At 63.7% G+C, this 25,718-nt stretch carries 22 protein-coding genes and 1 riboswitch; of the genes, 10 read left to right on the top strand and 12 right to left on the bottom strand.

Annotation, left to right across the window (positions count from 1 at the left end; genetic code table 11):
- Window positions 1-18: 18 nt before the first annotated feature.
- Complete coding sequence (locus G365_RS0103200; RefSeq protein WP_019644062.1) at window positions 19-1,101, bottom strand: 5-(carboxyamino)imidazole ribonucleotide synthase; 1,083 nt, start codon at window positions 1,099-1,101, stop codon at window positions 19-21.
- A gap of 37 nt (window positions 1,102-1,138) precedes the next feature.
- Window positions 1,139-1,606, bottom strand: a complete 468-nt coding sequence (purE, locus tag G365_RS20095; protein ID WP_051089832.1) for a 5-(carboxyamino)imidazole ribonucleotide mutase — start codon at window positions 1,604-1,606, stop codon at window positions 1,139-1,141.
- A 38-nt stretch (window positions 1,607-1,644) separates the two neighbouring features.
- Here purE and G365_RS0103190 point away from each other — a divergent pair, with 38 nt between their 5' ends.
- Together G365_RS0103190 and G365_RS0103185 are read left to right on the top strand one after the other, a co-directional pair.
- The gene (locus G365_RS0103190; RefSeq protein WP_019644060.1) at window positions 1,645-2,424 is read left to right on the top strand and encodes a GGDEF domain-containing protein; all 780 of its coding nucleotides are present in this window, start codon (window positions 1,645-1,647) and stop codon (window positions 2,422-2,424) included.
- Window positions 2,425-2,611: 187 nt separating this feature from the next.
- Entirely contained in the window at window positions 2,612-2,992 is a 381-nt protein-coding gene (locus G365_RS0103185; RefSeq protein WP_019644059.1) for a pentapeptide repeat-containing protein, read from the top strand.
- Window positions 2,993-3,068: 76 nt separating this feature from the next.
- Here the strand turns inward: G365_RS0103185 and G365_RS0103180 are convergent, their stop codons facing one another.
- The 6 genes from G365_RS0103180 to G365_RS0103155 form a co-directional block, all read right to left on the bottom strand.
- Window positions 3,069-4,343, bottom strand: a complete 1,275-nt coding sequence (locus G365_RS0103180; RefSeq protein ID WP_019644058.1) for a dicarboxylate/amino acid:cation symporter — start codon at window positions 4,341-4,343, stop codon at window positions 3,069-3,071.
- Between the two features lie 378 nt (window positions 4,344-4,721).
- Window positions 4,722-7,127 carry a bacteriohemerythrin gene (locus G365_RS20090; RefSeq protein WP_019644057.1) on the bottom strand — a complete coding sequence of 802 codons (2,406 nt, stop codon included), beginning with the start codon at window positions 7,125-7,127 and terminating at the stop codon, window positions 4,722-4,724.
- A gap of 302 nt (window positions 7,128-7,429) precedes the next feature.
- Window positions 7,430-8,074: a dethiobiotin synthase gene (bioD, locus tag G365_RS0103170; protein ID WP_026345056.1), complete on the bottom strand. Its 645-nt coding sequence runs from the start codon at window positions 8,072-8,074 to the stop codon at window positions 7,430-7,432.
- Entirely contained in the window at window positions 8,074-8,868 is a 795-nt protein-coding gene (locus tag G365_RS0103165; protein WP_019644055.1) for a methyltransferase, read from the bottom strand. Before G365_RS0103165 ends, bioD begins: the two co-directional genes overlap by 1 nt.
- Window positions 8,865-9,506 (bottom strand): alpha/beta fold hydrolase, encoded by a 642-nt coding sequence (locus G365_RS20085; protein WP_019644054.1) that lies wholly within the window; start codon window positions 9,504-9,506, stop codon window positions 8,865-8,867. The genes G365_RS0103165 and G365_RS20085 overlap by 4 nt, the downstream gene beginning before the upstream one ends.
- Window positions 9,503-10,702 carry an aminotransferase class I/II-fold pyridoxal phosphate-dependent enzyme gene (locus tag G365_RS0103155; protein WP_019644053.1) on the bottom strand — a complete coding sequence of 400 codons (1,200 nt, stop codon included), beginning with the start codon at window positions 10,700-10,702 and terminating at the stop codon, window positions 9,503-9,505. The genes G365_RS20085 and G365_RS0103155 overlap by 4 nt, the downstream gene beginning before the upstream one ends.
- Before the next feature lie 181 nt (window positions 10,703-10,883).
- Here G365_RS0103155 and G365_RS0103150 point away from each other — a divergent pair, with 181 nt between their 5' ends.
- The 6 genes from G365_RS0103150 to G365_RS23740 all read left to right on the top strand — a co-directional run bounded on the left by G365_RS0103150 (window position 10,884) and on the right by G365_RS23740 (window position 17,935).
- Window positions 10,884-12,104, top strand: a complete 1,221-nt coding sequence (locus G365_RS0103150; RefSeq protein WP_019644052.1) for a cyclic nucleotide-gated ion channel — start codon at window positions 10,884-10,886, stop codon at window positions 12,102-12,104.
- 33 nt (window positions 12,105-12,137) lie between these two features.
- Window positions 12,138-12,408, top strand: a riboswitch (cobalamin riboswitch).
- 204 nt (window positions 12,409-12,612) lie between these two features.
- Complete coding sequence (locus tag G365_RS0103145) at window positions 12,613-13,641, top strand: ABC transporter substrate-binding protein (RefSeq protein WP_019644051.1); 1,029 nt, start codon at window positions 12,613-12,615, stop codon at window positions 13,639-13,641.
- On the top strand, window positions 13,641-14,666 hold the full coding sequence (locus G365_RS0103140) for a FecCD family ABC transporter permease (protein WP_019644050.1): 1,026 nt from the start codon (window positions 13,641-13,643) through the stop codon (window positions 14,664-14,666). Before G365_RS0103145 ends, G365_RS0103140 begins: the two co-directional genes overlap by 1 nt.
- Complete coding sequence (locus tag G365_RS0103135; protein WP_019644049.1) at window positions 14,666-15,484, top strand: ABC transporter ATP-binding protein; 819 nt, start codon at window positions 14,666-14,668, stop codon at window positions 15,482-15,484. The genes G365_RS0103140 and G365_RS0103135 overlap by 1 nt, the downstream gene beginning before the upstream one ends.
- On the top strand, window positions 15,478-15,915 hold the full coding sequence (locus tag G365_RS0103130; protein WP_019644048.1) for a pseudoazurin: 438 nt from the start codon (window positions 15,478-15,480) through the stop codon (window positions 15,913-15,915). The genes G365_RS0103135 and G365_RS0103130 overlap by 7 nt, the downstream gene beginning before the upstream one ends.
- Window positions 15,916-16,561: 646 nt before the next feature.
- The gene (locus G365_RS23740; RefSeq protein ID WP_155976090.1) at window positions 16,562-17,935 is read left to right on the top strand and encodes a hypothetical protein; all 1,374 of its coding nucleotides are present in this window, start codon (window positions 16,562-16,564) and stop codon (window positions 17,933-17,935) included.
- A gap of 172 nt (window positions 17,936-18,107) precedes the next feature.
- Here G365_RS23740 and hrpB read toward each other — a convergent pair whose 3' ends face one another.
- Genes hrpB through G365_RS0103110 form a run of 3 tightly spaced genes read right to left on the bottom strand, consistent with a single transcriptional unit; the run spans window position 18,108 to window position 21,496 of the window.
- A complete protein-coding gene (gene hrpB / locus G365_RS0103120; RefSeq protein ID WP_019644046.1) occupies window positions 18,108-20,618 on the bottom strand; it encodes an ATP-dependent helicase HrpB in 2,511 nt (836 codons plus the stop codon).
- 35 nt (window positions 20,619-20,653) lie between these two features.
- Window positions 20,654-21,274, bottom strand: coding sequence for a DUF2478 domain-containing protein (locus G365_RS20080; protein WP_019644045.1), 621 nt, complete (start codon window positions 21,272-21,274; stop codon window positions 20,654-20,656).
- A gap of 6 nt (window positions 21,275-21,280) precedes the next feature.
- Complete coding sequence (locus tag G365_RS0103110; protein ID WP_019644044.1) at window positions 21,281-21,496, bottom strand: DUF3553 domain-containing protein; 216 nt, start codon at window positions 21,494-21,496, stop codon at window positions 21,281-21,283.
- A gap of 246 nt (window positions 21,497-21,742) precedes the next feature.
- On the opposite strand from G365_RS0103110, the gene G365_RS20075 reads away from it, so the two are divergent.
- The gene (locus G365_RS20075) at window positions 21,743-22,402 is read left to right on the top strand and encodes a histidine phosphotransferase family protein (protein WP_019644043.1); all 660 of its coding nucleotides are present in this window, start codon (window positions 21,743-21,745) and stop codon (window positions 22,400-22,402) included.
- 14 nt (window positions 22,403-22,416) lie between these two features.
- Here the strand turns inward: G365_RS20075 and G365_RS23735 are convergent, their stop codons facing one another.
- The gene (locus G365_RS23735; RefSeq protein ID WP_155976089.1) at window positions 22,417-22,701 is read right to left on the bottom strand and encodes a hypothetical protein; all 285 of its coding nucleotides are present in this window, start codon (window positions 22,699-22,701) and stop codon (window positions 22,417-22,419) included.
- Window positions 22,702-22,871: 170 nt separating this feature from the next.
- On the opposite strand from G365_RS23735, the gene G365_RS0103100 reads away from it, so the two are divergent.
- Window positions 22,872-25,712, top strand: a complete 2,841-nt coding sequence (locus G365_RS0103100; RefSeq protein WP_019644042.1) for a hybrid sensor histidine kinase/response regulator — start codon at window positions 22,872-22,874, stop codon at window positions 25,710-25,712.
- Window positions 25,713-25,718 lie beyond the last annotated feature (6 nt).

Raw genomic sequence — 25,718 nt, 5'->3', positions numbered from 1 at the left:
GGCCTGCGCGGGCGCAGGTTACCCCTTCAGGAAATTAACGTGGCCCATTTTCCGGCCGGGGCGCGCCTCGGCTTTTCCATACAGGTGGAGTTTTGCCTGCGGGTTGGCAAGCAGCTCCGGCCAGTTTTGAATATCGTCGCCGAGCAGATTTTTCATCACCGCGTCACAGCGTCGCTCCGGCGACCCCAGCGGCAGGCCGCAGACGGCGCGCACCAGCTGTTCAAACTGGTCGGTTAGGCAGGCATCCATAGTCCAGTGGCCGGAATTGTGCGGGCGCGGGGCCATTTCGTTGACCAGCACGCGTCCGTCGGCGGTCACAAACATTTCCACTGCCAGCAGGCCGACCAGATCCAGCTCTGCGGCTGCGGTGCCGGCGATGCGCATCGCCTCGGCGGTCAGGGCGTCGCTGATCGGGGCCGGGGCGGTGGTGGTATCCAGCACATGGTTGGTGTGCACGTTTTCCACCGGGCAGTAGGCGGCGGTCTGCCCCTGTGGCGAGCGGGCGACGATCACCGAGATTTCTTTGGTGAAGGTCACAAAGCCTTCCAGAATCGCATTGTCGGTGCGCAGGCTGGCCCAGGCGGCGGCAAGGTCATCGCCGGGCATGATCTTCACCTGCCCCTTGCCGTCATAGCCCATGCGGGCGGTCTTCAGCACCGCCGGGGTGCCGATGGCGGCGACGGCGGCCTCCAGCTCCGGCAGGGTGGTGACGGCGCGCCACGGCGCGGTTTCGGCAAAGCCGTTGAAGAAGGTCTTTTCAGACACCCGGTCCTGCCCGGTGGCAAGGGCCTTCGGGCCCGGGCGCATCGGTTTGCGGGCGGCCAGAAACTCCACCGGAAACAGCGGAATGTTCTCAAATTCCAGCGTCACCACGTCAACGGCATCGGCAAAGCGGGCCAGCGCCGCTTCATCGGTATAGTCGGCGTTGGTGATGGCGGTGCAGACCTGCGCCGCCGGGCTGTCCAGCTCCGGGCAGAAAACATGGGTGGAATAGCCCAGCCGGGCCGCGGCCAGTGCCGTCATGCGGCCAAGCTGCCCGCCGCCGAGAATACCGATGGTGGAGCCGGGGGGGATCAGGGCGGGAAAGGCGGGGCTGGTCATGGCGGCGCTTTTGGTCTGTAGGGTCAGGGGGAGAGGCTCAGGCGTCAACCGGGGCGTCGGCGACGGCATCGGTCTGGCGCTGGCGGAAGTCATCCAGTGCGGCGGCGACGGCGTCATCGTGCAGGGCAATCACCGACCCGGCAATCAGGGCGGCATTGACGGCCCCGGCGCGGCCGATGGCCAGCGTGCCGACCGGCACCCCGGCGGGCATCTGCACGATCGACAGCAGGCTGTCCATGCCTTTCAGGGCCTTGCTTTCCACCGGCACGCCAAACACCGGCAGCGGCGTCATCGACGCGCACATGCCCGGCAGATGGGCCGCCCCGCCGGCCCCGGCGATGATACAGTGCAGGCCGCGCCCTTTGGCGGCGGTGGCATAGTCATACAGGCGCTGGGGGGTGCGGTGGGCAGAGACGATGCGGGTTTCAAACGGCACGCCCAGCGTGGTCAGCGTTTCCGCCGCAGCGGCGGAAAAAGTGCGGATAAATTTTCGCGAAAACGGTATCCTTAACGGCGGGGGCCACACTGTCAGGAGGGACGGCGATGTCTGATATTGATGAACCGTCTGCGGTGATGCCGGTGGGCTGGCGGACCCAGTCGCCGCCCGGTGCGCTGGGCGAGTTTCCCGGCAGCCGGGACCGGCAGGGCGGCCACCAGCGGGGGGCGGAGCGCCGCCACAACCCCTATGCCGCCGCCACCGGCCACAGCGTTGATGTCAGCGACGCGGTGGAACTGTTTGGAGTCGAGGCCCGCGACCTTGGCCCGCAGCTGCGCCAGATCTTGGTGCATGTCGCCGCCGAGGTGGAGGGCCTGAAAGAGGCGCTGGAGCGGGCAGAGCAGCGCGAGCAGTTTTTAGATCAGCAGGCGCACCGCGACCCGCGCCTGCCGGTGCTGCATGCCCGGGCCTTTCATCACCACCTCGACAGTGTGTTGCGGGCGCGGGATGTCAGCGCGGTTCCGGCAACGGCGGTGCTGTTTTATCTGGATAACCATGATGACCTGCGGCGGCGTTTTGGCCTGACGGCGGCGGATGCCTGCCTTGAGCTGCTGTTTAAACAGGTTCAGGCCTCGGTACGCGGCACCGACCTGATCGGCGCGGTCGGCCCCGCCGGGCTGGCGGTGCTGTTTTACCCCGCCGATGCCGACGGGGTGCGCCGCAAGGTGCAAGGGGTGGTCAACACGCTGGCCCGCACCACCCTGCCGCACGGGCAGGCGGCCCTGCCGTTTCAGGTGGTGGCCGGGGTGTGGGATCTGGCCCCCGGTGACACCGCCGACGGGGTGATGGAAGAGCTGGACCGCCAGATCCGCCGCCCGTGGCGGTAAGTGTGTCGCCGCCCGCCAGAACCGGCGTGGCAAAAATCGGGCCTTAAGGTCTCTCGGTTGCAAAGGGCGGGAAAGTCTGTTCTCAATCTATACCTCACACGATCCTCACTCGAGGCCTCGAGTGAGGATCGTGTGAGGATCGTGTGAGGATCGTGTGAGGATCGTGTGATTGACCGGAGGATGCTGCATGAGTGGCCAGTGCGATAAGCCCCCTTTTGACGGCCAGCAGATGCAGGGCGTGCGGTATCAGCGGGCCGATATGGCCGGGGCTGATTTTGATGGTGTTAACCTCTCCGGGGCCCGGTTTTACGCTGTGCTGACGAAGGCGACCTTCACCGATACCAATCTGAGTGAGGCGCAGTTTGAGGACGTCAGCCTTGCCGGGGCACGTTTCAACAATGTCACCCTGTCCGGCGCCCTCATTACGGATGCCAATCTGTCTGGTGTGACCCTGCGCGGGGTCTCGCTGGCAGGGGTGCAGATCGACGATGCCGACCTGACGGGAATGCGGGTCAACGGTGTGCTGGTGACAGATCTGATTTTGGCCTACGAAGAGAAAACCGGCTGATGGTCCCCCGAAAAATGGCAAAAACCCCCGCCGGACCGGTCCGGCGGGGGTTTTCTGTGTCAGGAGGGACGTACCGTTACGCTTTCGCGGGCGCAGCGGCGGCGGGGCTGTCGTCTTCGGCGAGATAGGCACCGTTGTAGACGTCTTTGTTCAGCAGCCCTTCGGTGCGGGCGACCAGCACCGGCACCAGTGCCTGACCGGTGACGTTGGTGGCGGTGCGCATCATATCCACCACGCGGTCAACGGCGATGATGTAGCCGATGGCTTCCAGCGGCAGGCCGACGGCGTTCAGCGTCAGGGTCAGCATCACAATTGACGGGCCGGGCACCCCGGCGGTGGCGAGGGAGCCGATGACGGCGGTGACAAAAATCGCGACATAGGCCCCGGTTGACAGCTCCACCCCGGTGTACTGGGCGATGAAGATGGCGGCAATCGCCGGGAAGATGGCGCCGCAGCCATCCATTTTCATCGACGCGCCCAGCGGCACGGCAAAGCTGGCGTATTCCCGCGCCACGCCCAGCCGGTTGACGGTGCTGGACAGGGTCATCGGCAGGGTGGCGAACGACGAGGCGGTGACAAAGGCCACCTGTGTCGCCGGGGCAACCCCCTTGAAGAACTTCAGCGGGTTAAGGCCGTGCAGCCAGGTCAGGCCGCCATAGACCACCACCAGATGGATGGCGCAGGCGACATAGACGGCGACAATGTACTTTGCCAGCGGGGCCAGCGCCCCGGCCCCGTACACGCCGACCACCCAGGCAATCAGGCCGAAGGTGCCGATCGGGGTGAGCTGAAGGGCGATCTTCACCACCTTCATCACCACGTCGTTGGCTTCGTTGACAAAGGTGCGCACGGTGGCGGCTTTGTCACCCATCACCGCCAGCACCGCGCCGATCACCAGCGCGAAGAACAGCACCTGCAGCACATTGCCGTCAGCCATGGCCTTGAACGGGTTGGACGGCACCACGCCCAGCAGCACCTCCAGCGGGCCGGGGATGACTTTCGGCTTCACTTCCTGCAGGGCGAGCTGGCCGAGGCCCAGCCCGGGTTCCAGCAGCAGGCCGGTGCCCAGCCCGATCAGCGACGCAAAAACGGCGGTCAGAATGAAATAGCCGATGGTCTTGCCCCCCAGCCGGGCGGCCCCGCCGACACCGTGCAGGTTGGCGACCGAGGAAATGATGCTGGTCAGCAGCAGCGGGATCACCACCATGCGGATCAGGCTGATGTACAGATCACCGACCGGCTTGAACCAGTCTTTGGCCGACGGCCCGGCCAGCCACCCGGCCAGCGCGCCGAGCGCGAACCCGGCCAGAACCCGCTGCCACAGCGGAATGCGCACCCACAGGGAATACATGGGGAGTCTCCTCTTCGGTGTCCGGTCAACCGCACGGTCAGCCCGCCGGGGGAAGCGGGGGGCGGGGCCAGACCCTGTTATCTACTCTTATCCTGGAGGATAGCTCTATTCCACAACTCGACCATTTGGAAAGTATATTTTAAACATAGTGATCATGTGATTTACGCATGGCTTGGTGATATCATGTATTTAACTAAATAATACTGTATATTCTGTGTGGGTAAAATTCACCGCGAAGGCGGGAGCATTCAGGAGGAAGGCACTCTCCGGAAAAGCGCGATGAAGACGGGCGGGGCGGCACCAAAGATGTGGTTGCAAGAAAATGGGCCGCCCATCAGTGTTGGGCGGCCCGTGATGTGGTGAGCGTATTTTCAGGCATCAAGCTTTTGCAGAGAGGAAGTGCACGTACTTCCTGTCATATTTCATCGTATGTTCTGTCACCCATTGAGAGATGAAGGTCAGAGCCTGAATACTGACATCCTGACCGGATGCCGACATCTTCATCATATTTTCCAGTTCAGAAAGGAATTTCTGGTGGGATTTACGGTGAAGGTCAAGGTCTGGGTATCCATTCCGCTGCATTTCGTTTTCTTCATGCGCAAGATGGGTATCAAAGTGCGCCTTCAGGTCCGCCATCATGGTGCCGACAGCGCTTTTGCCCTTGCCGGACATCATTTTTCGGTAATAGCTGTTGAGCAGGTCAATGAATTCGTGGTGCTCGCGGTCAATCTGCGGGTTTCCGGTTTCCATCCGGGCATCCCACTCAACGAGCGTCGAGACTTCGTTGTCTGCGCGGACGCGGTCAAGGAACGTTTGAACCTTTTTCCGCAGTGCTTCCCCCTGTCGTGACAGATCTGCGGCGGCACTGGAAATCTGGGTCGCCGCAGCGCCGGTTTCTCCCGCAGCCTGAGTGACAGACTGGATGCTGCGGGTGACATCCCGGGTGCCGTTTGATGCCTGCTCGACATTGCGGGCAATCTCGCCGGTTGCGGCAGTCTGCTCTTCCACTGCGGCAGCGATGGAGCTGGCGATCTGATCAATCTCAGAGATGGTATCAGCAATGCTCTGAATTGCCAGGGCGGATTCATTGGTCACAGCCTGAACACTGCCGATCTGCGCGGCGATCTCGTCTGTTGCCCGTGCAGTCTGGTTTGCCAGACTTTTCACTTCGTTAGCGACAACGGCAAAGCCCTTTCCGGCATCACCTGCGCGTGCAGCCTCGATCGTCGCATTCAGTGCCAGAAGATTGGTCTGTGCGGCAATGTCAGAAATCAGCTGAACAACCTGACTGATCTTCTCGACCGCTTCGACCATTTTTTCAACGGTTTCGCGGGTTTTGTCGGCCTGCCGTTTTGCCTGATCGGCAACCTCGGAAGAGGTGTGAACATGGCGGCTGATCTCGCGCTCTGAAGCAGCCAGTTCTTCAGCAGCCGAAGCGACAGTTTCAACATTGGCGGCAGCTTCTTCAGCCCCGGCGGCGACGGTTGTCGCATCAAGTGCGGTCTGATTGGCCGTTTCTGACATGACGCGCGCAGAGGCTTCAAGTTCCGTTGAGACCGAGGCGACAGTGTTTACAACGTCACCGACTTCGGCTTCAAAGGTGTCAGCCATCTGAATCATTGCGGCTTTCCGTTCGGCATCAGCCCGCTTCTGATCAGCTTCCTGCTGCGCTTCCAGCTCTTTGACCTTAATCATCTGCTGGCGGAAGTGTTCAACGGAATCGGCCATTAAACCAATTTCATCCCGTCGTCCGGTGCCCGGAATGTCGGTCTGAAGATTTCCACGGGCCAGATCGCCCATTGATCCTGTCATTCCGATGATCGGGGTGGCAATGGCCCGGCCGATGACAAAGGCTGCCAGAATTCCGCCGACAATAGCGCTGGCAGAAATAAGCGACGTGATCAGACTGTCTCGGCTGATCCGGTCTGCGGCGCGGGGGCCAAGGTTATCCTGATAGCCTTTCAGGGTCAGCTTCAGATCTTCAATGGTGTCGGAAACCTTGGGGCCGATAACATCCAGCTTGTCGGTGATGATAGCGTTGCGGGCCGTGATGATTGTATGGATTTTCTCAAACGCGTCCCGGTACGTCGCCGCATCCTTCAGGGATTCTTCGGCCAGCTTCTTCTGCTCCGCGTTCCGGAGGGTTGTTTGAAGCAGCTCTGCATTCTGCCTGTACTCATCCAGTTCAGACAGAACGCGCCTGTAAGCTTCATCGCTGTTGTTCAGAAGATACTTGGCAACGTGAAGGCGGGCGAGCAGAAGGTGACGAAGGGTCAGTCCTGCATCGTAAGCGGCCTCAGCATTGCCGTCCTGCATGGCGGCTTTCATCGCCTGGCTGAGGGAATTCTCACTTTTTGCCCCGATTTTATCAAGAATGGTGGAAAATATTTTATCTTTTTCAGCCTGAAGGGCTGTAACTTTGTCAAAATAATTTGCGTAATCTTTAATATTTTGAATAATTTCTTTTTCTTTTTCCAAATCATCAGCTCTGTTGGCGAGGGCTGCATAGTCCTCGGCAACTTTCAGTGTATTTGAAATTCTGTCTTTGAATTTCTGAATATCGCTCTGACTTGCACTGATAAGAAAGTTTTTTACTTCCAGACGGGCGGTCAGAAGATTGGCCTGAATACGGGCTGCCTCATTACTCTCGCGGGCGTGGCTGCGGTAATCTGAGAACAGTTCGCTTACCGCATTGAGGGAGAAAATAGCTACTCCGCTGACCACGAGCAGCAAAACCAGAATCGCAGAAAAGCCCGCAAAGATCCGGTGTGAAATTTTCATCATAGTCCCCTAAACCTGGTAAGGTATTCGTTTATGAGATAAGACACCGGGATGTCGGGATTTACAATATGCTAATGTTAGGAATATCCTTTTTCGCGAATTACAATCCCAGGGGAATTTTGTTCCTAAGCAAACGGTTATCCCCCTTTCGATCTATTGGAAAGGGTATCCCTAAAAACAAAGCCATACATATTGATCGATTTATTTGATCGAGGTGTGGATTTTTATTACTTTAATTCTGAAAAGTACGTTGAGCAGTACTTCTCTGAGTTAAATCAAGGGAAAATGGATATCCCCTGTCAGGGTTATGACAGAAGAAGGGGCAGGCTGATTTTTTCTGCCGCAGCGGCGATGGCGGCGGGGGTCAGATCCGGCAGGCGGGGGATGCGCCCCAGCACCGGCACGGCGCCCAGCCGGGCGATGGTGGCGATGTTGTCAGGGTGGTCCGGCCCGCTGAACAGCACCCCCGCCACCGGCAGGGCGCGGGCACGCAGGGCGGCCAGCGTCAGCAGGGTATGGTTGATGGTGCCCAGCCCGGTGCGGGCGGCCACCACCACCGGCAGGCCGAAGCGTTCTGCCAGATCCAGCATCAGCAGGGTGCCATCCACCGGCACCATGATGCCCCCGGCCCCTTCCACCACCAGCGGGCCGGGGCAGGCGGGCAGGGTGATGGTGGCGGCATCAATCACCGCGCCGTCGCGGGCTGCCGCCTGATCAGGGGACAGCGGCGCACGGAAGGCATAGGCCGGGGCGGGAAAATCGCTGTCGGCGGACCCGGTCAGGTCAGCGACGGTGCCGGTATCACCCCGTGGCAGGTCATCCAGCCCGCTCTGGACCGGCTTCCAGTACCCGGCCTGCGGCCAGCGGCGGCGCAGGGCCACCAGCAGGCAGGCCGAGGCAATGGTTTTTCCGGCGTCGGTGTCGGTGCCGGTCATGAAAACGCCACGCATCAGGGTTTCTCCGCAGGCCATAAAACGGTCAGGACGTCATAGGCGGTGGTAAAGGGCTGCCCGGCCCGCTGCCGCAGCACCCGGCGCAGTTGCCCGGCGGACAGCGGCGGGTGGCCGGGGGCCGCGGTGCGGGCCCCGGTGCCGCGCAGGTGGCGCAGAAAGCCTTCCGTCCGGTCAAAGGGCAGCGGCTGGCGGCTTTGCAGCACTGTGGCTGACGGGCCAAGGGCCGCGCGCAGGGCGTCGGCGGTGGGATAGGGCGGGGTGCCCGGCACCACCCCTGCCGCCCGGCACAGGTCCCGCCATTCGGTAAAGGTGCCGCTGCCCAGCGTGGTGACCGCCAGCAGCCCGCCGGGGGCCAGATGCCGCCGCAGCCGCCGCAGCCCGGCGGGCAGATCACGGAACCATTGCACCGCCATGCTGGAGACGACGAGATCGGCGGGCAGGGTTTGCGGCGGGGCTTCGCCATCCATCACCGCCCCGGTCAGGGTGATGCTGTCGGGGGGGATCACCCGTGACAGGCAGGCAGCGACCATGGCGGCGGACAGGTCGGTGGCCAGCCACTGCGACCCGGCGGGCAGGGCAGGCAGCAGCGCCGCCGTCAGAAAGCCGGTGCCGCAGCCGATTTCCAGCCCCCGAAGCGGGCGGCGGGGCAGACGCGGCAGGATCTGCCCCGCCAGTGCGGCGGCAATCTGCCGCTGGGCCTGCCCGTCACCGTCATAGGTGGCGGCGGCGCTGTCAAAGCGGCTGCGGACGGTTTCTTTCCAGTCCTGTTCTTTTTTCTCCGGGGCTGTCATCGGCTGCCCGCGTCAAGGGTATCCCGGATGACGTCGGCCACCACATCGGCATGGGTCAGCGGCAGCAGGTGCCCGCCGCCGGGCACCGACCGCACCGCATCGCCGAAACAGGCGCGGCTGTGCGCGGCGGTAATCAGCGGGTCATCCTGCCCCGCCAGCGCCGTCACCGGGCCGGGGCGGGGCGGGGCGCTGTCATCGCGCAGCCGTTCCAGATCGCGGATCAGGCGCGCGGTGTCAGGCGGCACGGCGGGCAGCGGGCCGCTGTCGCCGATCTGGGCCCTGAACCCGGCCAGCACGGCGGCGGCATCCCCGGCCATGCCCCGGATCATCCGGGCCAGCCCCCGGGGCGGCACCCCATCGGGGAAACCGTCACCGGCGGTAAAGCGGGTGAACCCGTTGATCGCCAGCACCGGCACCGCCGCCAGATGGCCCTGCGTCAGGGCCCACAGACTGCCGAAGGAATGGCCGACCAGCAGATCGGGGGTTCCGGCGGGGCTGGCTTCCGGCCCGCAGTAGCCAAGGTCCACCCGTTCCAGCCGCAGCGGTGTGCCGGACAGGGCGGCGGCCACCCCGTCCCACAGGGCGGGGCCATAGCTCCAGCCATGGATCAGCCAGACGGTTCTGACGGCTGCGGTCATGCCCCGGCCCGGGCGAAAGCGGTGAAGGCGTCAGTCAAGGCGGCAATATCCTCATCAGTATGGTCCGACGACAGGGCCAGCCGCAGGCGGCCGCTGCCCGGCGGCACGGTCGGCGGGCGGATCGCCACCGTCAGCAGGCCACGGTCTTCCATAAACCGGGCGGCGGCCAGCGTATCGGCCTCTGCCCCGATCACGGCGGGGATAATCTGGGTGTCAGAGGCGAGGGTGTCGATCCCCAGTCCGCGCAGGGCGGTGCGCACGGTGTCGCCGTGCCGGGCCAGCCGCTGGCGGGCCCGGTCCATCCCGGGGATCAGATCCAGCGCCGCCAGCACCGCCGCCAGCACCGGCGGCGGCAGGGCGGTGGCATAAATAAAGCCCCGCGCCTTGGTCACCAGCCAGTCGCGCAGCACCGTATCGCAGGCGATAAACGCCCCGTAGCCGCCAAGGGCCTTGCCGAAGGTGCCCATCACCATCCCCACCCGGCCTTTGACCGCCGGGTCGGCACACAGCCCGGCCCCCTGCGGCCCCAGCACCCCGGTGGCGTGGGCTTCATCGACATACAGTTCAGCGCCGTATTTTTCGGCCAGCGCGCACAGGCCGGGCAGGTCGGCCCGGTCACCATCCATGCTGAACACGCTTTCGGTGACGATCAGGCGCGGGCCGGGGGCGTCCGCATGGCGGATCAGCAGGCTTTCCAGATGCGCCAGATCGTTGTGATGAAACCGCAGCTGCCGCACCCCCGCCGCCATCACCCCGTCGTGCATTGACGCATGGGCCAGCCGGTCAAGAAACACCAGCGGGGTTTTTCCGGCGATGTCAGCATCCAGCAGGGCGGCCAGCACGCTGGCGTTGGTGGCAAAGCCCCCGGCCATCACCAGCGCCGCCCCGCAGCCTTTCAGGGTGGCCAGCCGGGTTTCCAGCGCGTCGTGCAGGGGCAGGGTGCCGCAGACCAGCCGCGATGCGGTGGCCCCGGTGCCGAACTCCATCGCGGCCCGGGCGGCGGCCTCGGCCAGCGCCGGGTGATGCGACAGACCCAGATAGTCGTTGCTGGAAAAATTGATCAGCCGCTGCCCGTTGCGGGTCACTTCCCGCACGCTGCCGCCTTCCGGCGCGGTCACGGTCAGGCTGCGGCGGCGGCTGGCGGCGTCAAGGTCGGCAAGGCTGGCGGCAATCCGCAGGCGGAACGATCGGTCCATGGGGCGGCCCTTTTCGGCAAAACGCAGCCGGAGTTATAGGCAAATCCCGCCGTGCCGTGAAGGGGCCGGAAAAGAGGGGGTACCGATAAAGGGGCCGGTCCGGCCATTCCCCTTGCCGTTGCCGTGCCGCTGCCTGTATTCAAAAGGGCAGCGCCCCGTTTTCTCTGGATCCCCCCGCCGGATGATCACCCCGTCTTCCCCCCGCCCGGCCCCCCCGCATGTGGGCCGGGGCATCCGCCTGCGGATGCGCCTGCACGACCTGCTGATGGACCGTACGGTGATGACCCCGTACAAGACATGGCTGGATTACGGCCTGATTGCGGTGGTGCTGATCAACGTCGCCTCGGTGGTGTGGGTGACGGAGGAGTCGATCCCGTGGGAGCATGAAGAGATCCTGCTGGCGCTGGACTGGATCACCACCCTGATGATCACGCTGGAATACCTGCTGCGCCTGTGGGTCTGCGTTGATGATCCGCCGCTGATCCGTCTGGCCCGCTGGAAGGCCCGCCTGAAGTATGCCACCACCCCGATGGGGCTGGTGGATCTGGTGGCGATCCTGCCCAGCTATATCGGCCTGCTGAGCAGCGTTGATGCCCGGGTGCTGCTGATCCTGCGGCTGCTGCGGCTGCTGAAGATGGCGCGCTATTCCCCGGGGATTTCATCGGTGATGGCGGCGATTGAGGCCGAGCGGCGGGCGCTGGTGGCATCGCTGCTGATCATCGTGCTGGCGCTGGTGCTGGTGGCGGGCATCATGCACCTGATCGAAGGCCCGGTGCAGCCGCAGAACTTCGGCTCCATCCCCAAGGCGATGTGGTGGGCGATCATCACCCTGACCACCACCGGCTACGGTGATGTGGTGCCGGTGACGCCGCTGGGGCGGATCTTTGCCGGGATGACCACGCTGCTGGGCATCATCGTCTGCGCCGTGCCCGCCGGTATTATCGCCTCATCGTTTATGACCGAGATCCGCAAGCGCGACTTTGTCGTGTCGTGCCGTCTGGTTGCCAAGGTGCCGTTCTTCCACCGGCTGGATGCGGTGCAGCTGGCCGATATCGCCGCCACCCTGCAGGCGCAGGTGCTGCCCGCCAAGCATCTGGTGTTCCACCACGGCGATCTGGTTCACCGGGTGTATTTTCTGATCGAGGGCGAGGTGCTGATCTCGCTGCGCGACGGCACGCGCCTGACCTTCGGGCCGGGCGACTTTTTCGGCGAGCGCGCCCTGCTGTTTGACGAGGCCCACGGCAGCGACGTGATGACGGTGTCGGAATGCCGGGTGCTGTACCTTGACCGCGAGCCGTTTCTGGCCATGCTGCGCCAGCATGTGCCGCTGCGGCAGGCGATTGTGGAAATGGCCGAGCGCCGCTATGGCAAGCGCCCGCAGGTGCCGGGCTTTCCGCCGTAACGGCAATCGGCCTTGACACGCATTTGCAACTGCCCATAACTGTCCCCCGACGGTTCCCCGGCCATGAGGTGCTGGGGATTAAAAGGGAACACGGTGCGGATGACCCTCGACGGGGCCAAAACCGTGGCTGCCCCCGCAACTGTAAGCGGCCCGTACCCAACGGTACGGATGCCTGTCCCCCATCGCCGGATCGCCCCCTGATCCGGCAGGCCACTGTGGCCCCGCCTGTCCGGCGCGGGCCGTGGGAAGGCCGGGGCCGGGCGACGCCGTAAGCCAGGAGACCTGCCGCCAGCCTGCCCGGGTGCTTCCCCGGGCGGGGGATCCATCGTCACGGGCGGGGAAGCCCGGAGACTGGAACCGTCTGCCCCTGCCGCGCCGTTGCCCCCTGACCGGGGCGCGTGATCCGGTCAGGCCGGGGGCCGTCTGTCCTGCGTCCCTTTCCCCCGTGGCCATCGTCTGCCGCTGACCGCGCCCGCCGGGCCGGTCCACCGTTCTGTCGGGGCCTGTCATGCTGTCTTTCCAAAATGGCTTTAAAGCCGCCTGCGCCGCCGTTGTCCTCGGCGCTGCGTTTTCTGCCACGGCTTCCGCCGCGCAGACGTCCTATCCGCTGACCCTTAAAAACTGCGGGCGCGACATCACCTTCCGCAAGGAACCGGCCAGCGCCGTCACCGTCGGCCAGAACAGCACGGAGATCCTGTATATGCTCGGCCTCGGTGACCGGGTGAAGGGCACGTCGGTCTGGTTCGGCCCGGTGATGAAGGGGTACGAGGAGGTTAACGCCAAGGCGCCGCGCCTTGCCGATAACGATCCGGGGTTCGAGACGCTGGTCGCCAGAAAGCCGGAGATGGTGGCGGTACAGTTCCAGTGGCATATCGGCCCGGAAGGCATTGTCGCCCGCCCGGAACAGTTCGAGACGCTGGGGATCCCGGTCTATACCTCGCCCGCCGACTGCGTGGGCAAAGATAACAGCGGCGGCGGCGACGGTGTGCGCAACGACGCCTTCACCATGGATCTGATCTATCAGGAAATCCGCGAGCTGGCGCAGATCTTCAACGTGCAGGAGCGGGGAACCGCACTGGTGGAAACCCTGAAGGCGCGTGAGGCCGCCGCCCGGGCGAAGGTGGCCGGGGCGAAGGGCACTCTCTCCGCCGTGTTCTGGTTCTCCAGCGCAGAGCTTGACCTTGACCCTTATGTGGCGGGCCGCAAGGGCGCGCCGGGCTACATCATGCAGGCGCTGGGCATCCGCAATGTGGTGGAAAGCGACGAGGAGTGGCCGACCATCGGCTGGGAAACCATCGCCAAGACCAATCCGACCCTGATCGTCGCCGGAAAGACGGACCGCCGCCGCTTCAAGGCCGATGACATTGCCGTCAAGCGTGCCTTCCTGACCAGTGACCCGGTGACGAAGCTGATGCCCGCCGTCAAAGAAGGCCGGGTGTTTGAGCTGGACGTGCAGGCGATGAACCCGACCGTGCGCAGCCTTGACGGCATCGAGGCGCTGGCCGATGCCATTGCCGCCGCCGGTCTGGCCCGCTGATGACCGGTCACCGCTCTGCTCCGGCGTTTCTGGTGCAAGGGGTGGCGGGGGGGCTGGTGCTGCTGGCCGCCCTCGCCATCGGGGCCGGAGTGGGGGAAACCGCCATTCCGCCCGATGTGGTGCTGAAGGCGGTCGCCAACCGCCTGTGGGCGGCGGGTTACCCGGTCGACCCGATTGATGAGGGCGTGATCTGGAGTTACCGCCTCTCCCGCACCCTGATGGCCGCCTGCTGCGGGGCCGGGCTGGCGGTCTCCGGCGTGGTGCTGCAATCGCTGCTGCGCAATCCGCTGGCCGACCCCTATGTGATGGGCATTTCCGCCGGGGCTTCCACCGGGGCGGTGGCGGTGTCGCTGCTGGGCGTCGGCGGCGGGCTGGTCAGCATGTCTGCCGGGGCGCTGGCCGGGGCACTGCTGGCGTTCGGCTTTGTCATTCTGCTGGCCCTGAAAGCCGGGCGCAGCCCGGTGATGGTGGTGCTGGCCGGGGTGGCTGGATCGCAGCTGTTCAACGCCATCACCTCTTTCATCGTTGCCCGCTCTGCCAATGCCGAGCAGGCGCGGGGGATTCTGTTCTGGCTGCTTGGCAACCTGTCCGGCGTGCGCTGGCCCGATGTCGGGCTGGCCCTGCCGGTGGTGCTGGCCGGGCTGGCCCTGTGCCTGTGGCATGCGCGGGTGCTGGATGCCTTCCTGTTCGGCAGCAGCTCCGCCGCCGCGCTGGGCGTTTCCGTGCGGCGGGTGTGGATCACCCTGATCGGCGCGTCGGCGGTGATGACGGCGGTGATGGTGGCGATGGTCGGTTCCATCGGCTTTGTCGGGCTGGTGGTGCCGCACGCCGTCCGCCTTGTTGCCGGGGTCAGCCATGCCCGGCTGCTGCCGCTGTCGGCCCTGTGCGGCGCGGTGTTTCTGATCATCGCTGATGTGGTGTCGCGGGCGCTGATCACCGGGCAGGTGGTGCCGATTGGTGTCGTCACCGCGCTGGTCGGGGCCCCGGTGTTCGCGCTGCTGCTGATCCGGGGGAGGGCCACCTGATGCTGACCGCTGAAACCCTTGGCTGGGGCCTGCGTGGCCGGGCCATTCTGGACGGTATCTCGTTGACGGTGCAGGCCGGGGAGTTCGTCGGCCTGATCGGCCCCAACGGATCGGGCAAATCCAGCCTGCTGGCGCTGCTGGCCGGGCTGCGCCGCCCGGATCACGGCACGGTGCGGCTGGATGGCATACCGCTGCCCGCCATCCCCCGCCGCCTGCTGGCACAGCGGCTGGCACTGGTGGAGCAGCAGGCCCAGACGCAGGAACGGGTCACGGTCCGCCACGTCGCCGGGCTGGGCCGCACCCCGCACCTTGGCGCGTTCACCCCGTGGAGCCCGCAGGATACCGCCTGTGTCGATCAGGCGCTGGCGGCGGTGGATCTGCTGGATCTGGCCGACCGCGACTGGGGCAGCCTGTCGGGCGGCGAACGCCAGCGCGCCCACATCGCCCGGGCACTGGCCCAGCAACCGGAGCTGCTGCTGCTCGACGAGCCGACCAACCATCTGGATATCGCCCACCAGCTCAGCCTGCTGGATCTGGTGCGGCAACAGGGCCTGACCGTGGTGGCGGCCCTGCATGACCTGAACCACGCCGCGCTGTTCTGCGACCGGATCGCCGTGCTGCACCACGGGCGGCTGGATGCCTTCGGCCCCCCGGCAGAAATCCTGACCCCCGACCGCCTGCGCCGCGTCTTCGCCGTTGATGCCGTGGTTGACACCGACGCTGACGGCCTGTGCCACATCCGCTACCGCGTGCCGCGCCGCCCGGCTGTGACTGCCGCCGTCGCCACTTCTGTTGAAAAGGAGCTTACCCGATGCTGAGAACCGCCCTGTGTGTGGGGGCTGTCGTGGCCCTGTTCTGCTCCGCCGCGCAGGCCGAAACCGTGGAAGTCAGACTGCTGAACCGCAGCGACAGCGGCGCGATGGTGTTCGACCCGGCGCTGGTGACGATCCAGCCCGGCGACAGCGTGCGCTTTGTGCCCACCCACAAAAGCCACAACGCCGCCACCATCGACGGCCTGATTCCGCCCGGCGCGACCCCGTTCAAAGGCCCGATCAGCGAAGAGATCACCGTGCCGTTCCCGGTGCCGGGGGTCTACGGCATCAAATGCTCCCCCCATTACGCCATGGGCATGGTGATGGTGGTCCGCGTCGGCCCCCCGGCTGCGCTGCCGGACGGGGCGCTGCCACAGGACATCCCCGCCCGCGCTAAGGAAAGGCTGCTGCCGCTGCTGGAACAGGCGGGGCGGTAGGGGATTGGATCGGGTTTAGGGGGAGGGACCGCAGGGCGCTGCCCTGCACCCGCAAGGAGCCTTGGGCTCCTTGACCTGAGGGGGGATGATTGCATTAAGTTTTATTGTCCTCAAAGATTGTTCTATATTGAAAAAAGAAATTTTTGATTGGTATGATTATGGTAAATAATAATTCCTCTAACAAATGGAGAATAAGAAGTCTGAATGCGAACGCCATTTGCACGTCTCGCGCTAACGATGTCATTTGGTTGCCTGCGACGGTAAGATCTGCCGTATTTAATGCAAGAGGCTGAAGGGGAAATCGATTTTCAAGGCTACGCCGAGCACATCTTCACCGAGCAGAAAGCTGGCGTTTGTCTTTTCATTAGCACTGTCCGGCGGGGCGAGGGCAGGGAGCGCTATCCTACAAGTCAATATGGCTTACAATATGAAGGAATAGTGTTGACTCAAAACACGGGTCATCCCGTAATCCATATGGATAATGGGTTACCATTTCATACTATGGGAACTCCGCCGGGCATAAAAAATCTGTCTTCCCTGCGTAGGGACTGAAGAGCATGTTCAATATGCTCCAGAATAGAAAAAGCGTAATACACGAAAATGTTATTCTTAAATATAATATTATAGTATTATTTGGAGAAATATTATGAATATTAATTCATTAATTTTTTTGTTAAAAAAAATAGCTGAAAAATTCTCGTGTAAAAATGTAGATTCTGATCGTTCGTCGCTTCAGGTTCATTTTGAAAATATGGATAATTGTTTTGAAAGGAGGTCGTTCATTTCTAAAATGTCTTTTCTTTGTGTTGGTATTTTAGCTGGCAGGGGGATGGCGGTATTAGATGGAGTAGCGGGGAACTTCGCGACGGATTGGGTGAAAGATTTGTATTCATCGCATTTCCCTGACGTCGAAATTCGATCAGCTTTTGTTGCGGAGGCAAATCTTAGGCGTACAGACCACAACCTGGATGGGGCGATAATCGGGGTTGTAGGAAAATTAAATCCTGCAGAGGAGGCCTGTGTTAGAGCCTTAAGTGCTCTTAATAATGGTGGATTAATTTATCTGCCCGACTACGAAATAATTCATGCTGTAGCTCAGAAAAATATGCAGGGCGATATAGATGTCTTTGTAAGAACATTGCTTGCGGCCCATCTGGTTCGGGCTGGTTGCATGAAGGAGGCGTTTCGATTAATTTCTTATGTAGATATAAAATTATTGCGTAATTCTAGTAAAGTTAATTTTATAGAGCAAAGCCTAAGTATAAACTACACTAGTCTTTCATATGCTGATGCTTTGAATACATCGAGATGGGGATTTGGCGATTTATTGCGCGCTCTCAGAGACGTTTCCTGTGAGTTTGACATATATATATCCGACGATCCTAATCCAATTGTTAGAATGCCTGATAATATAAGTTCTGCAGCGATTGAAGCGATTGCAGCACGGTCTGTCAGAGGGTTCTATGTAGTATTCTTTTCTCTCCTTTATGCCGCTGCGGAAATGAAGGACGCCAAGGATCGATGTCATGCTGGGCAGATGATTTGGCGCACCCTGAAGCAATTTTCCGCAAAATTTGAGCGAGCAGTTTGGAATTGCGGTTTCATTGCAGGATTACAATTTCATCGGCAAGGCGAATATGATCAGCGTGATAGACTTCTGAGTATTTGTTTGGGTGATCAGGACTTTTGGGGTAATTTCAAACCGAACAACCGTTGGGGAAGCTCTCTCCGAGGAACCGACGTCATCCCGATTGCAGCGGCTCATTTCATGCGGAGCACGCCTTTTTTGATCGAGCGGATGCGGGCGAATGATTATGTTCCTAGTTTGGCGCGGCTCACAAATTTAGCACAGGAAATGGCGCCAAGTTCATTGCTGCAGTCCCTCGATACCATTCGGAAAGTTGCAGAAGAGAATCTTTCGCCAGAAGGTATTTTTCTGCGGCATGGAATTCACCAAGGTGGTTTTGGTATCTTTCATGAGCCTGCAAAGGTTGTTCGGTCTGGACTTCTCTTGCAGTAAATAGATTTCTATGTTGAGGCTGTGTGTACAAGTGTACAGGGAGGTAACCACCTGTACAGCCCCCAGAGTGTGAGAGGCCGAGCCTCTCACGCGGGGTGCGGGGCAAGGCCCCGCGTTCCCTTCCAACACCCAACGCCCAAGACCCAACACCCAATCCCCACACCACCGCCCCTCACGTCCCCCGGGGTTTGGCGCGGCTGGTGGGCGGGGCGGCGACCGGGTCGTCCGGCCATGGGTGGCGGGGGTAACGGCCTTTCATCTCCGCCTTCACGGCGGGGTAGCTGCTGGTCCAGAAGCCGGGCAGGTCGCGGGTGATCTGGATCGGGCGGTGCGCGGGGGACAGCAGGTGCACCACCAGCGGCACGCTTCCGGCAGCGATGCTGGGGTGGGTGGTGCTGCCAAACATCTGTTGCAGGCGCACCGGCAGCACGGGCACATCATTGGTGCTGTAATCCAGCGGAATGCGGTCGCCGGTCGGCACGGTAAAATGGGTGGGGGCGTCGGCGTCCAGTTTCTGCTGGCGGTCCCACGGCAGCAGGCTGTGCAGCGCCTCGCTCAGCGGTACTTTCCGCAGGTGGTCCAGCCGGGTGCAGCCATCCAGAAACGGCATCAGCCAGTCTTCCAGCGTTGCCAGCAGTCCGTCGTCGGAAACATCGGGCCAGCCGTCCTGCGGGCGGCTGCGGTGCAGGAAGGCGATGCGGGCGCGGTACTGCTCCGTCACCCGGTCCCACGGCAGCACGTGCAGGCCGGTCTGGCGGATGCCATCGACCAGCCCTTCCGCCAGTCGCGACGGGTCGGGGGCGGGCAGGGGGGCATCATCCAGCACCATCGCCCCCAGCCGGGTCTGTCTGCGGGCCACCACCGCGCCGGACCGGCTGTCCCAGCGGATGACGGTGCCGGTCTGCTGGCGGTCGGCGGTCAGGCGGTCGATATCGGCGCGGGTCAGGGCGGCGGCCAGATGCACGCGGGCGTTCTGCCCGGCGCCGTCGAGGTCGGCGACGACGATGAATTCCTGCGCCGCCAGCGGTTCGGTCTCCGGCAGCACCGCCCCGCGCCCGCCGGAGAGGGTATAGGCGGTCTGGCTGCCGCGCCGCCGCCCGATGCGGTCGGGGTAGGCCAGTGCCAGCACCAGCCCGGTATCGCCGGAGCCCTGTCCGGCGGGCAGTTTCAGCCGCCGCCGCCAGTCCTGCGCCAGCGACCGGGCGCGGGCCAGTGCGCCGCGATCAACGGTCAGGCCGTGGTCGCGGTCGCCCTGCATCAGATCGACCCGCAGGCGCAGATCGGCGTTGCGGCTGCCGCGCACCGGGTCGCGTTCCGCCAGCAGGGCGGCAATCTCGCAGGCCAGCCCGCCGAGGCCCAGCGGCGTGGCGGCAGTGATCATATGCGACAGGCGCGGGTGCAGCGGCAGGGCGGCCATCGCTTTGCCGTGGGCGGTCAGGCGGCCCCCGGCATCCAGCGCGCCGAGGTCGGTCAGCAGGGCGCGGGCCTGCGCCAGTGCCGCCGGGGCCGGGGCGGTCAGCCACGGCAGGGTGGCGGGGTCTGCCCCCCACGCCGCCAGATCCAGCACCAGCGATGACAGATCGGCCTCGGCGATTTCCGGCGGCGAGAAGGGGGCAAGGGCGCGGTCTTCCGCCTCGCTCCACAGGCGGTAACAGACGCCGGGCTCAAGCCGTCCGGCGCGGCCCCGCCGCTGGGCGGCCTCGGCGGCGCTGACGCGGGTGGTGATCAGGCGGCCCATGCCGCTGGCAAGGTCGAAGCGGGCGCGGCGGGCCTGCCCGGCATCGACCACCACGCGGATGCCGTCGATGGTCAGCGAGGTTTCGGCGATGGCGCTGGCCAGCACCACCTTGCGCCGTCCGGGGGCGGCGGGTTTCAGGGCCAGATCCTGCGCTGCCGGGGTCAGGGCACCGTACAGCGGGGCAAGGTCAACCGTCCGCCCCGGCAGGTCATCGCGCAGCAGGGCTTCGGTGCGGCGGATTTCCCGCTCGCCGGGCAGAAACACCAGTACCGAGCCCTTTTCCTCGGCCAGTGCGGTGCGCACGGCGCTGGCGGTGGCGGCTTCCAGCCGTTCCTGCGGGCGGGGCGGCAGAAAGCGGGTTTCCACCGGAAAGGCCCGCCCGTCAGAGGTCAGCACCGGCACCCCGCCCATCAGCGCCGCCACCGGCCCGCCGTCGAGGGTGGCCGACATCACCAGCAGGCGCAGATCATCGCGCAGGGCGGCCTGCACTTCCAGACACAGCGCCAGCCCGAGGTCGGCCTGAAGGCTGCGCTCGTGGAATTCATCGAAGATCACCAGCCCGACCTGTGACAGCTCGGGGTCGGATTGCAGCAGCCGGGTCAGGATCCCTTCGGTCACCACTTCAAGGCGGGTGGCGGCGGAGACCTTGGTTTCCTGCCGCACCCGGTAGCCGACCGTCTGCCCGGCCTCTTCCCCCAGCAGGGCGGCCATCCGCTGCGCGCACAGGCGGGCGGCAAGGCGGCGGGGTTCCAGCATCAGGATTTTACGGCCCTTCAGCCAGTCGGCCCCCAGCAGTGCCAGCGGGATGGCGGTGGTCTTCCCCGCGCCGGGCGGGGCCTGCACCACCGCGCCGGGGCCGCTGGCCAGTGTCTGCCGCACGGCGGGCAGGATTTCGGCAATCGGCAGGCTGGCGAACAGACGGTCATCAACGGCGGGCAGGGTCACGGCAGAACAGACTTTCTAAAGAATAATAAACGGGATCAGGCAGAGAGGACCACGGCGCGGCCAAAGGCCTTCAGGGCGCGGGCCCCGGCCCCGGCGGGCACGCTGTGGACCAGATCAGCATACAGGCGGTGCGGCCCCCACCAGCGCCACAGGGCGTCTGCGGTCGGCAGCAGCAGGTCACCGCCGCCGCCGCTGAAGGTCAGCCACGGCCCCAGCATGTCGGGCGGCAGGGCGACCAGCACCGGCAGGCCGGATGACAGGGCCAGCAGCAGCTCGGCATGAAAGCCCCGGCCTTCCTGCTCCAGATGGCCGAACTTGTTGAACAGCACCAGATCACAGCCGCTGTCGATGCCCTGCCGCAGCCGGGCGGCGGCATCGGCGATCCCCGATTCGTCAATCACGCAGGAGGCAGAGCCGCGCCCCAGCCCCTGCGCGACGGAAATCGGCCCGCTGCCGTCAACCGGGTGCAGGTGCATGCCGGTTTTGCGGCCACCGGCGTCGCGGCTGACCGACTGGGTGATGCCCGCCACCCGGAAGCCGCGTGCGGTCAGATCGGCGGCAAAGGTCGCCAGCGCCTGCTGGGCCACCGCCCCGGCGGGGGCCAGAAGAACCCCGGCGGGCAGGGCCGGCAGGCGGGGGGCGGCGGGGCGGTGCATGTGCCCTCAGCCCAGTTTTGACGGCGGCGGGCCGTACAGACGGTCCATTTCCGCGTCATCGACGACGTCGAGTACCACTTCCCGGGTGTTCACCAGCCGCTTTCCTGCGTTTTCAAAGTTGACCGTGACCCGGTATCCGATGGCAGACTGAACCTGACCCAGACCCCAGTCGGGTTGGGTGGGCAGCCGCACCCAGGTGCCGGGCAGCAGAAAGAATGACATGACGGCGATATCCTTCAACGAAACTGGCAACGAAGCTGGCAACGAAGCTGGCAACAAGGCTGGCAACAAGCCTGGCAGGCAGGCTTTATAAGGCTGGGGTCCGGTCTGAATATGGCGGGAGAGTACACGGTGATTTCCGGACTGTTAACTGTTGTCTTGTAATCGGACTGCCGACGCCGGGTTTCCGGCGGCAAGTCTTTGTATCACTGTAAGATCTGCTTTGGTCCTGTCAGGGAGGGTCCACCTGTGAGCCTTGAAACCGTTTTGGGTACCGCCGCGGCCTTTCCGGCTGATCAGGTGCGGCTGTCCTCCGCCGTCTCGACCCGGCTGTGCCACGATCTGGCCGGGCCGGTGGGGGCGCTGAACGCCGGGATCGAACTGCTGGCGGACGAAACTGACCCCGCCTTTATCACCGAGACGGCCGCCCTGCTGCGCCATTCCGCCGAGGCTGCGGCCATCCGGCTGAAATACATGCGGCTGGCCTTCGGGGTGGTGGCCGGGTCGGCCCTGCGGGCGGATGAGCTGCGGCGGATGGTGCAGGGCTTTGTCGCCGCCAGCGGGACGCCGGTCAGCCTTCAGTGGCGGATTGATGCGGCCCGGCTGCTCAGTGACCGGCAGGTGCAAGGGGTGTTGCTGGGGGCGCTGGCCGCCTTTGACCTGCTGCGCACCGGCGGCGAGCTGGTGGTGGCCGAAGACGGGGCGGACGGCTTTGTGTTCGGGGCCCGCAGCGGCGCGGTGACGCTGACCGACGAGGTGCGGGCGGTGCTGACCGGCGACCTGACGGCGCTGTCGCCGCGCACCGCGCCGCTGGCGGTGCTGGGGGTGCTGGTCGGCGGCGGAATCCGTTGCGAAACCGGGTCGGGCGCAGCCCATCTTGTCACCGTCATAACTGCATATGAAGATTGAGGATGGATCGTTGTTTATTGCTTTGATTTAAAATGATTTTCAAAAAGAGAACTGCCCTTTTTACGAACAAATTTTATCTGAAATCCCGCTTTGGGGGATAAAGTTGTTGCTAATGCGGAACGGAAATCACAGTTTTCTTCTGCTTCTGCAGGTTCCGTGATACAAACACTCAACAGATCAGTGCTGCCTTTTTCTGCAAAACGCAGGGAATATGCGGGCTGAGCCGCTGAAAACACCCCGGGGGACAGGGGATCTGCCGCGAAAACTGCAAATGCAGTTTCAAGAAAACGCCGGATCATAGGCCATAAGGCCCATGCGGCGCGGGGCAGGGGATCCGGGTCCGGGGCGGGCGGTCAGCCGCAGGGGTATGCGCTGAGGGAAATTGGGTTGGCTCATTGCCGGGGGCGATCATCCGGGGTGGGCGGGCCTGCTGTGGACAGGCCCCTAGGAAGGCATCGGGGAGTGACGAATGGACGACCTGCTCAGTGAATTTTTGACCGAAACCGCTGAAAGTCTGGCAACGCTGGACGTCGAGCTGGTGAATCTGGAGCAGAACCCTAACGACCGGGACATTCTGTCCAATATCTTCCGTCTGGTTCACACCATTAAGGGGACCTGCGGCTTCCTCGGTCTGCCGCGCCTTGAAGCGCTGGCCCATTCCGGCGAAAACGTGCTCGGCAAGTTCCGTGACGGCGAGCTGGAAGTGAATGCCGATGCGGTGACGCTGATTTTGGCGTCGATCGACCGCATTAAGGAAATTCTCAATCACCTTGAAGCCACCGAATCCGAGCCGGAAGGTCACGACCGTGACCTGATCGACATGCTTAACGCCATGGCGGAAGGCCGCCCGGTGTCGATGGCCGCCTTTACCCATGCCCCGGATGCCCCGGTGGAAGAGGCCCCGGCCGCTGAGGTTGACGACGCCCCCAGCTTCCCGGTGGCGGCGGAGCTGCTGGCCGAGGTGGAGGCCGCGCTGGCCCAGGGCAAGCGCGCCGCCAGTGACCGCGAGCTGGAAGCCGAGATGGCCGCCGAGCGCGCCAAGGAAACCGGCCCGGCTGCGGCCCCGGTTCCGGCGGCTGTGCCGGTGCCGGTCGCTGCCCCGGTCCATGCCGCTGCCGATGACGATGACGAGCCGCCGGTGGCCGGCCGCAAGGCTGCGGTTCCGGCGAAAACCGGGGCGGCTCCTGCCCCGGCTGGCGGGGAAGGCGGCGCGAAGGATTCCGCCATCGCTTCCCAGACCATCCGCGTCAACGTCGATCTGCTCGAAAATCTGATGACGCTGGTGTCGGAACTGGTGCTGACCCGTAACCAGCTGCTGCAGATGGTGCGTGGCCGCGACGATTCCGAATTCGCCGCGCCGCTGCAGCGCCTGTCCCACATCACCACCGACCTGCAGGAAGGGGTGATGAAGACCCGCATGCAGCCGATCGGCAATGCCTGGGCCAAACTGCCGCGTATCGTCCGCGATCTGTCGATTGAAACCGGCAAGAAGATCGACCTGCAGATGTACGGGGCGGAAACCGAGCTGGACCGTCAGGTGCTGGAGCTGATCAAGGATCCGCTGACGCACATGGTCCGTAACTCCGCTGACCACGGTCTGGAAGATCCGGAAACCCGCAAGGCCTCCGGCAAGGCGGAAACCGGGGTGATCAAGCTGAACGCCTTCCACGAGGGCGGTCACATCATCATCGAGATTTCCGACGACGGGCGCGGCCTGAACATCAACCGCATCCGCGATAAGGCCCTTGCCAACGGGCTGGCGACCGAAACCGATCTGGATTCGATGAACGATCAGCAGGTCGCGCAGTTCATCTTCAAGGCCGGGTTCTCCACCGCCGAAAAGATCACCAGCGTGTCGGGCCGTGGCGTCGGCATGGACGTGGTGCGCACCAACATCGAAAAGATTGGCGGCACGGTCGAGCTGAAGACCTATACCGGCCGTGGCACCACCTTCACCATCAAGATCCCGCTGACGCTGGCCATTGTGTCGGCCCTGATCGTTGAATGCGCGGTGGAACGCTTCGCCATTCCGCAGATCAGCGTGCTGGAGCTGGTGCGTGTCACCGCCAATTCCGAAACCAAGATCGAAAAGATCAACCGGGCGCCGGTGCTGCGTCTGCGTGACCGCCTGCTGCCGCTGGTGTCGCTGGGTAATCTGCTGAAGCTGCGCCACGACGACATTCAGGAAATCGCCGCCAATCTGGCGGATGAGAACAACGAACTCAGCGAAACCTTCATTGTGGTGACGCAGGTCGGCACCTACACCTTCGGGATTATCGTTGACCGCGTGTTCGACACCGAAGAAATCGTGGTCAAGCCGGTTGCGCCGATCCTGCGCCATATCAACATGTTCTCGGGCAACACCATTCTCGGTGACGGCTCGGTGATCATGATCCTTGATCCCAACGGTATCGCCACCGCCACCGGCGAGGTCACCATGGGCTCCACCGCTTCGCAGGAAGCGGCAGCCACCCATGCCGCCATGCGCACCGACGATCAGACCAGCCTGCTCATCTTCCGCGCCGGTACGCCGGAGCTCAAGGCGGTGCCGCTGGCACTGGTCGCCCGTCTGGAAGAGATCGAGCTGGACAAGGTCGAATACTCCTTCGGCAAGCCGGTCGTGCAGTACCGTGGCCAGCTGATGCCGCTGGTCACCGTCACCGACATGCACACCATGCGCAATGAAGGCCGCCAGCCGATCCTGGTGTTCTCTGACCGCGACCGTTCGATGGGGCTGGTGGTTGACGAGATCGTCGATATCGTCGAAGACCGCCTGAAGGTGGAGCTGAAGGCAGAAATGCCGGGCATCATCGGCACCGCGATCATCGGCGACAAGGCGACCGACGTTATCGACACCGGCTATTACCTGACCGCCGCCTTCGGCGACTGGTTCGGGGCGCATCAGGCCCTGCCGGACAACAGCCGCGCCACGTCTGGCCGGGCGGTGCTGCTGATCGACGACAGCCCGTTCTTCCGCAACCTGCTGACCCCGCTGCTGTCGGTGTCGGGGTATGACGTGACGGCGGTGGAAAGTGCCGAGCGGGCGCTTGGCATGCTCGACGGTGGCCTGCGGTTCGACTGCATCGTCTCTGACATCGAAATGCCGGGGATGGATGGCTTCGAATTTGCCGAGGCCGTGCGCGGCGATGACCGTTTCAACACCATTCCGCTGATCGCCCTGTCGTCGCATGCGACCGAGCGTGACTTTGAACGGGGCCGTCAGGTCGGCTTTGACGACTATGTCGCCAAGTTTGACCGTGACTCCCTGCTCACCACGCTGGGGCACATCATCGGCAGCACGGCTGGCTGATGCGGA

Source organism: Novispirillum itersonii subsp. itersonii ATCC 12639, assembly GCF_000381985.1.
Lineage (GTDB): Bacteria > Pseudomonadota > Alphaproteobacteria > Rhodospirillales > Rhodospirillaceae > Novispirillum > Novispirillum itersonii.
Note: the sequence above shows the minus strand (reverse complement) of the source record. Positions and strands in the feature narration are given on the sequence as shown.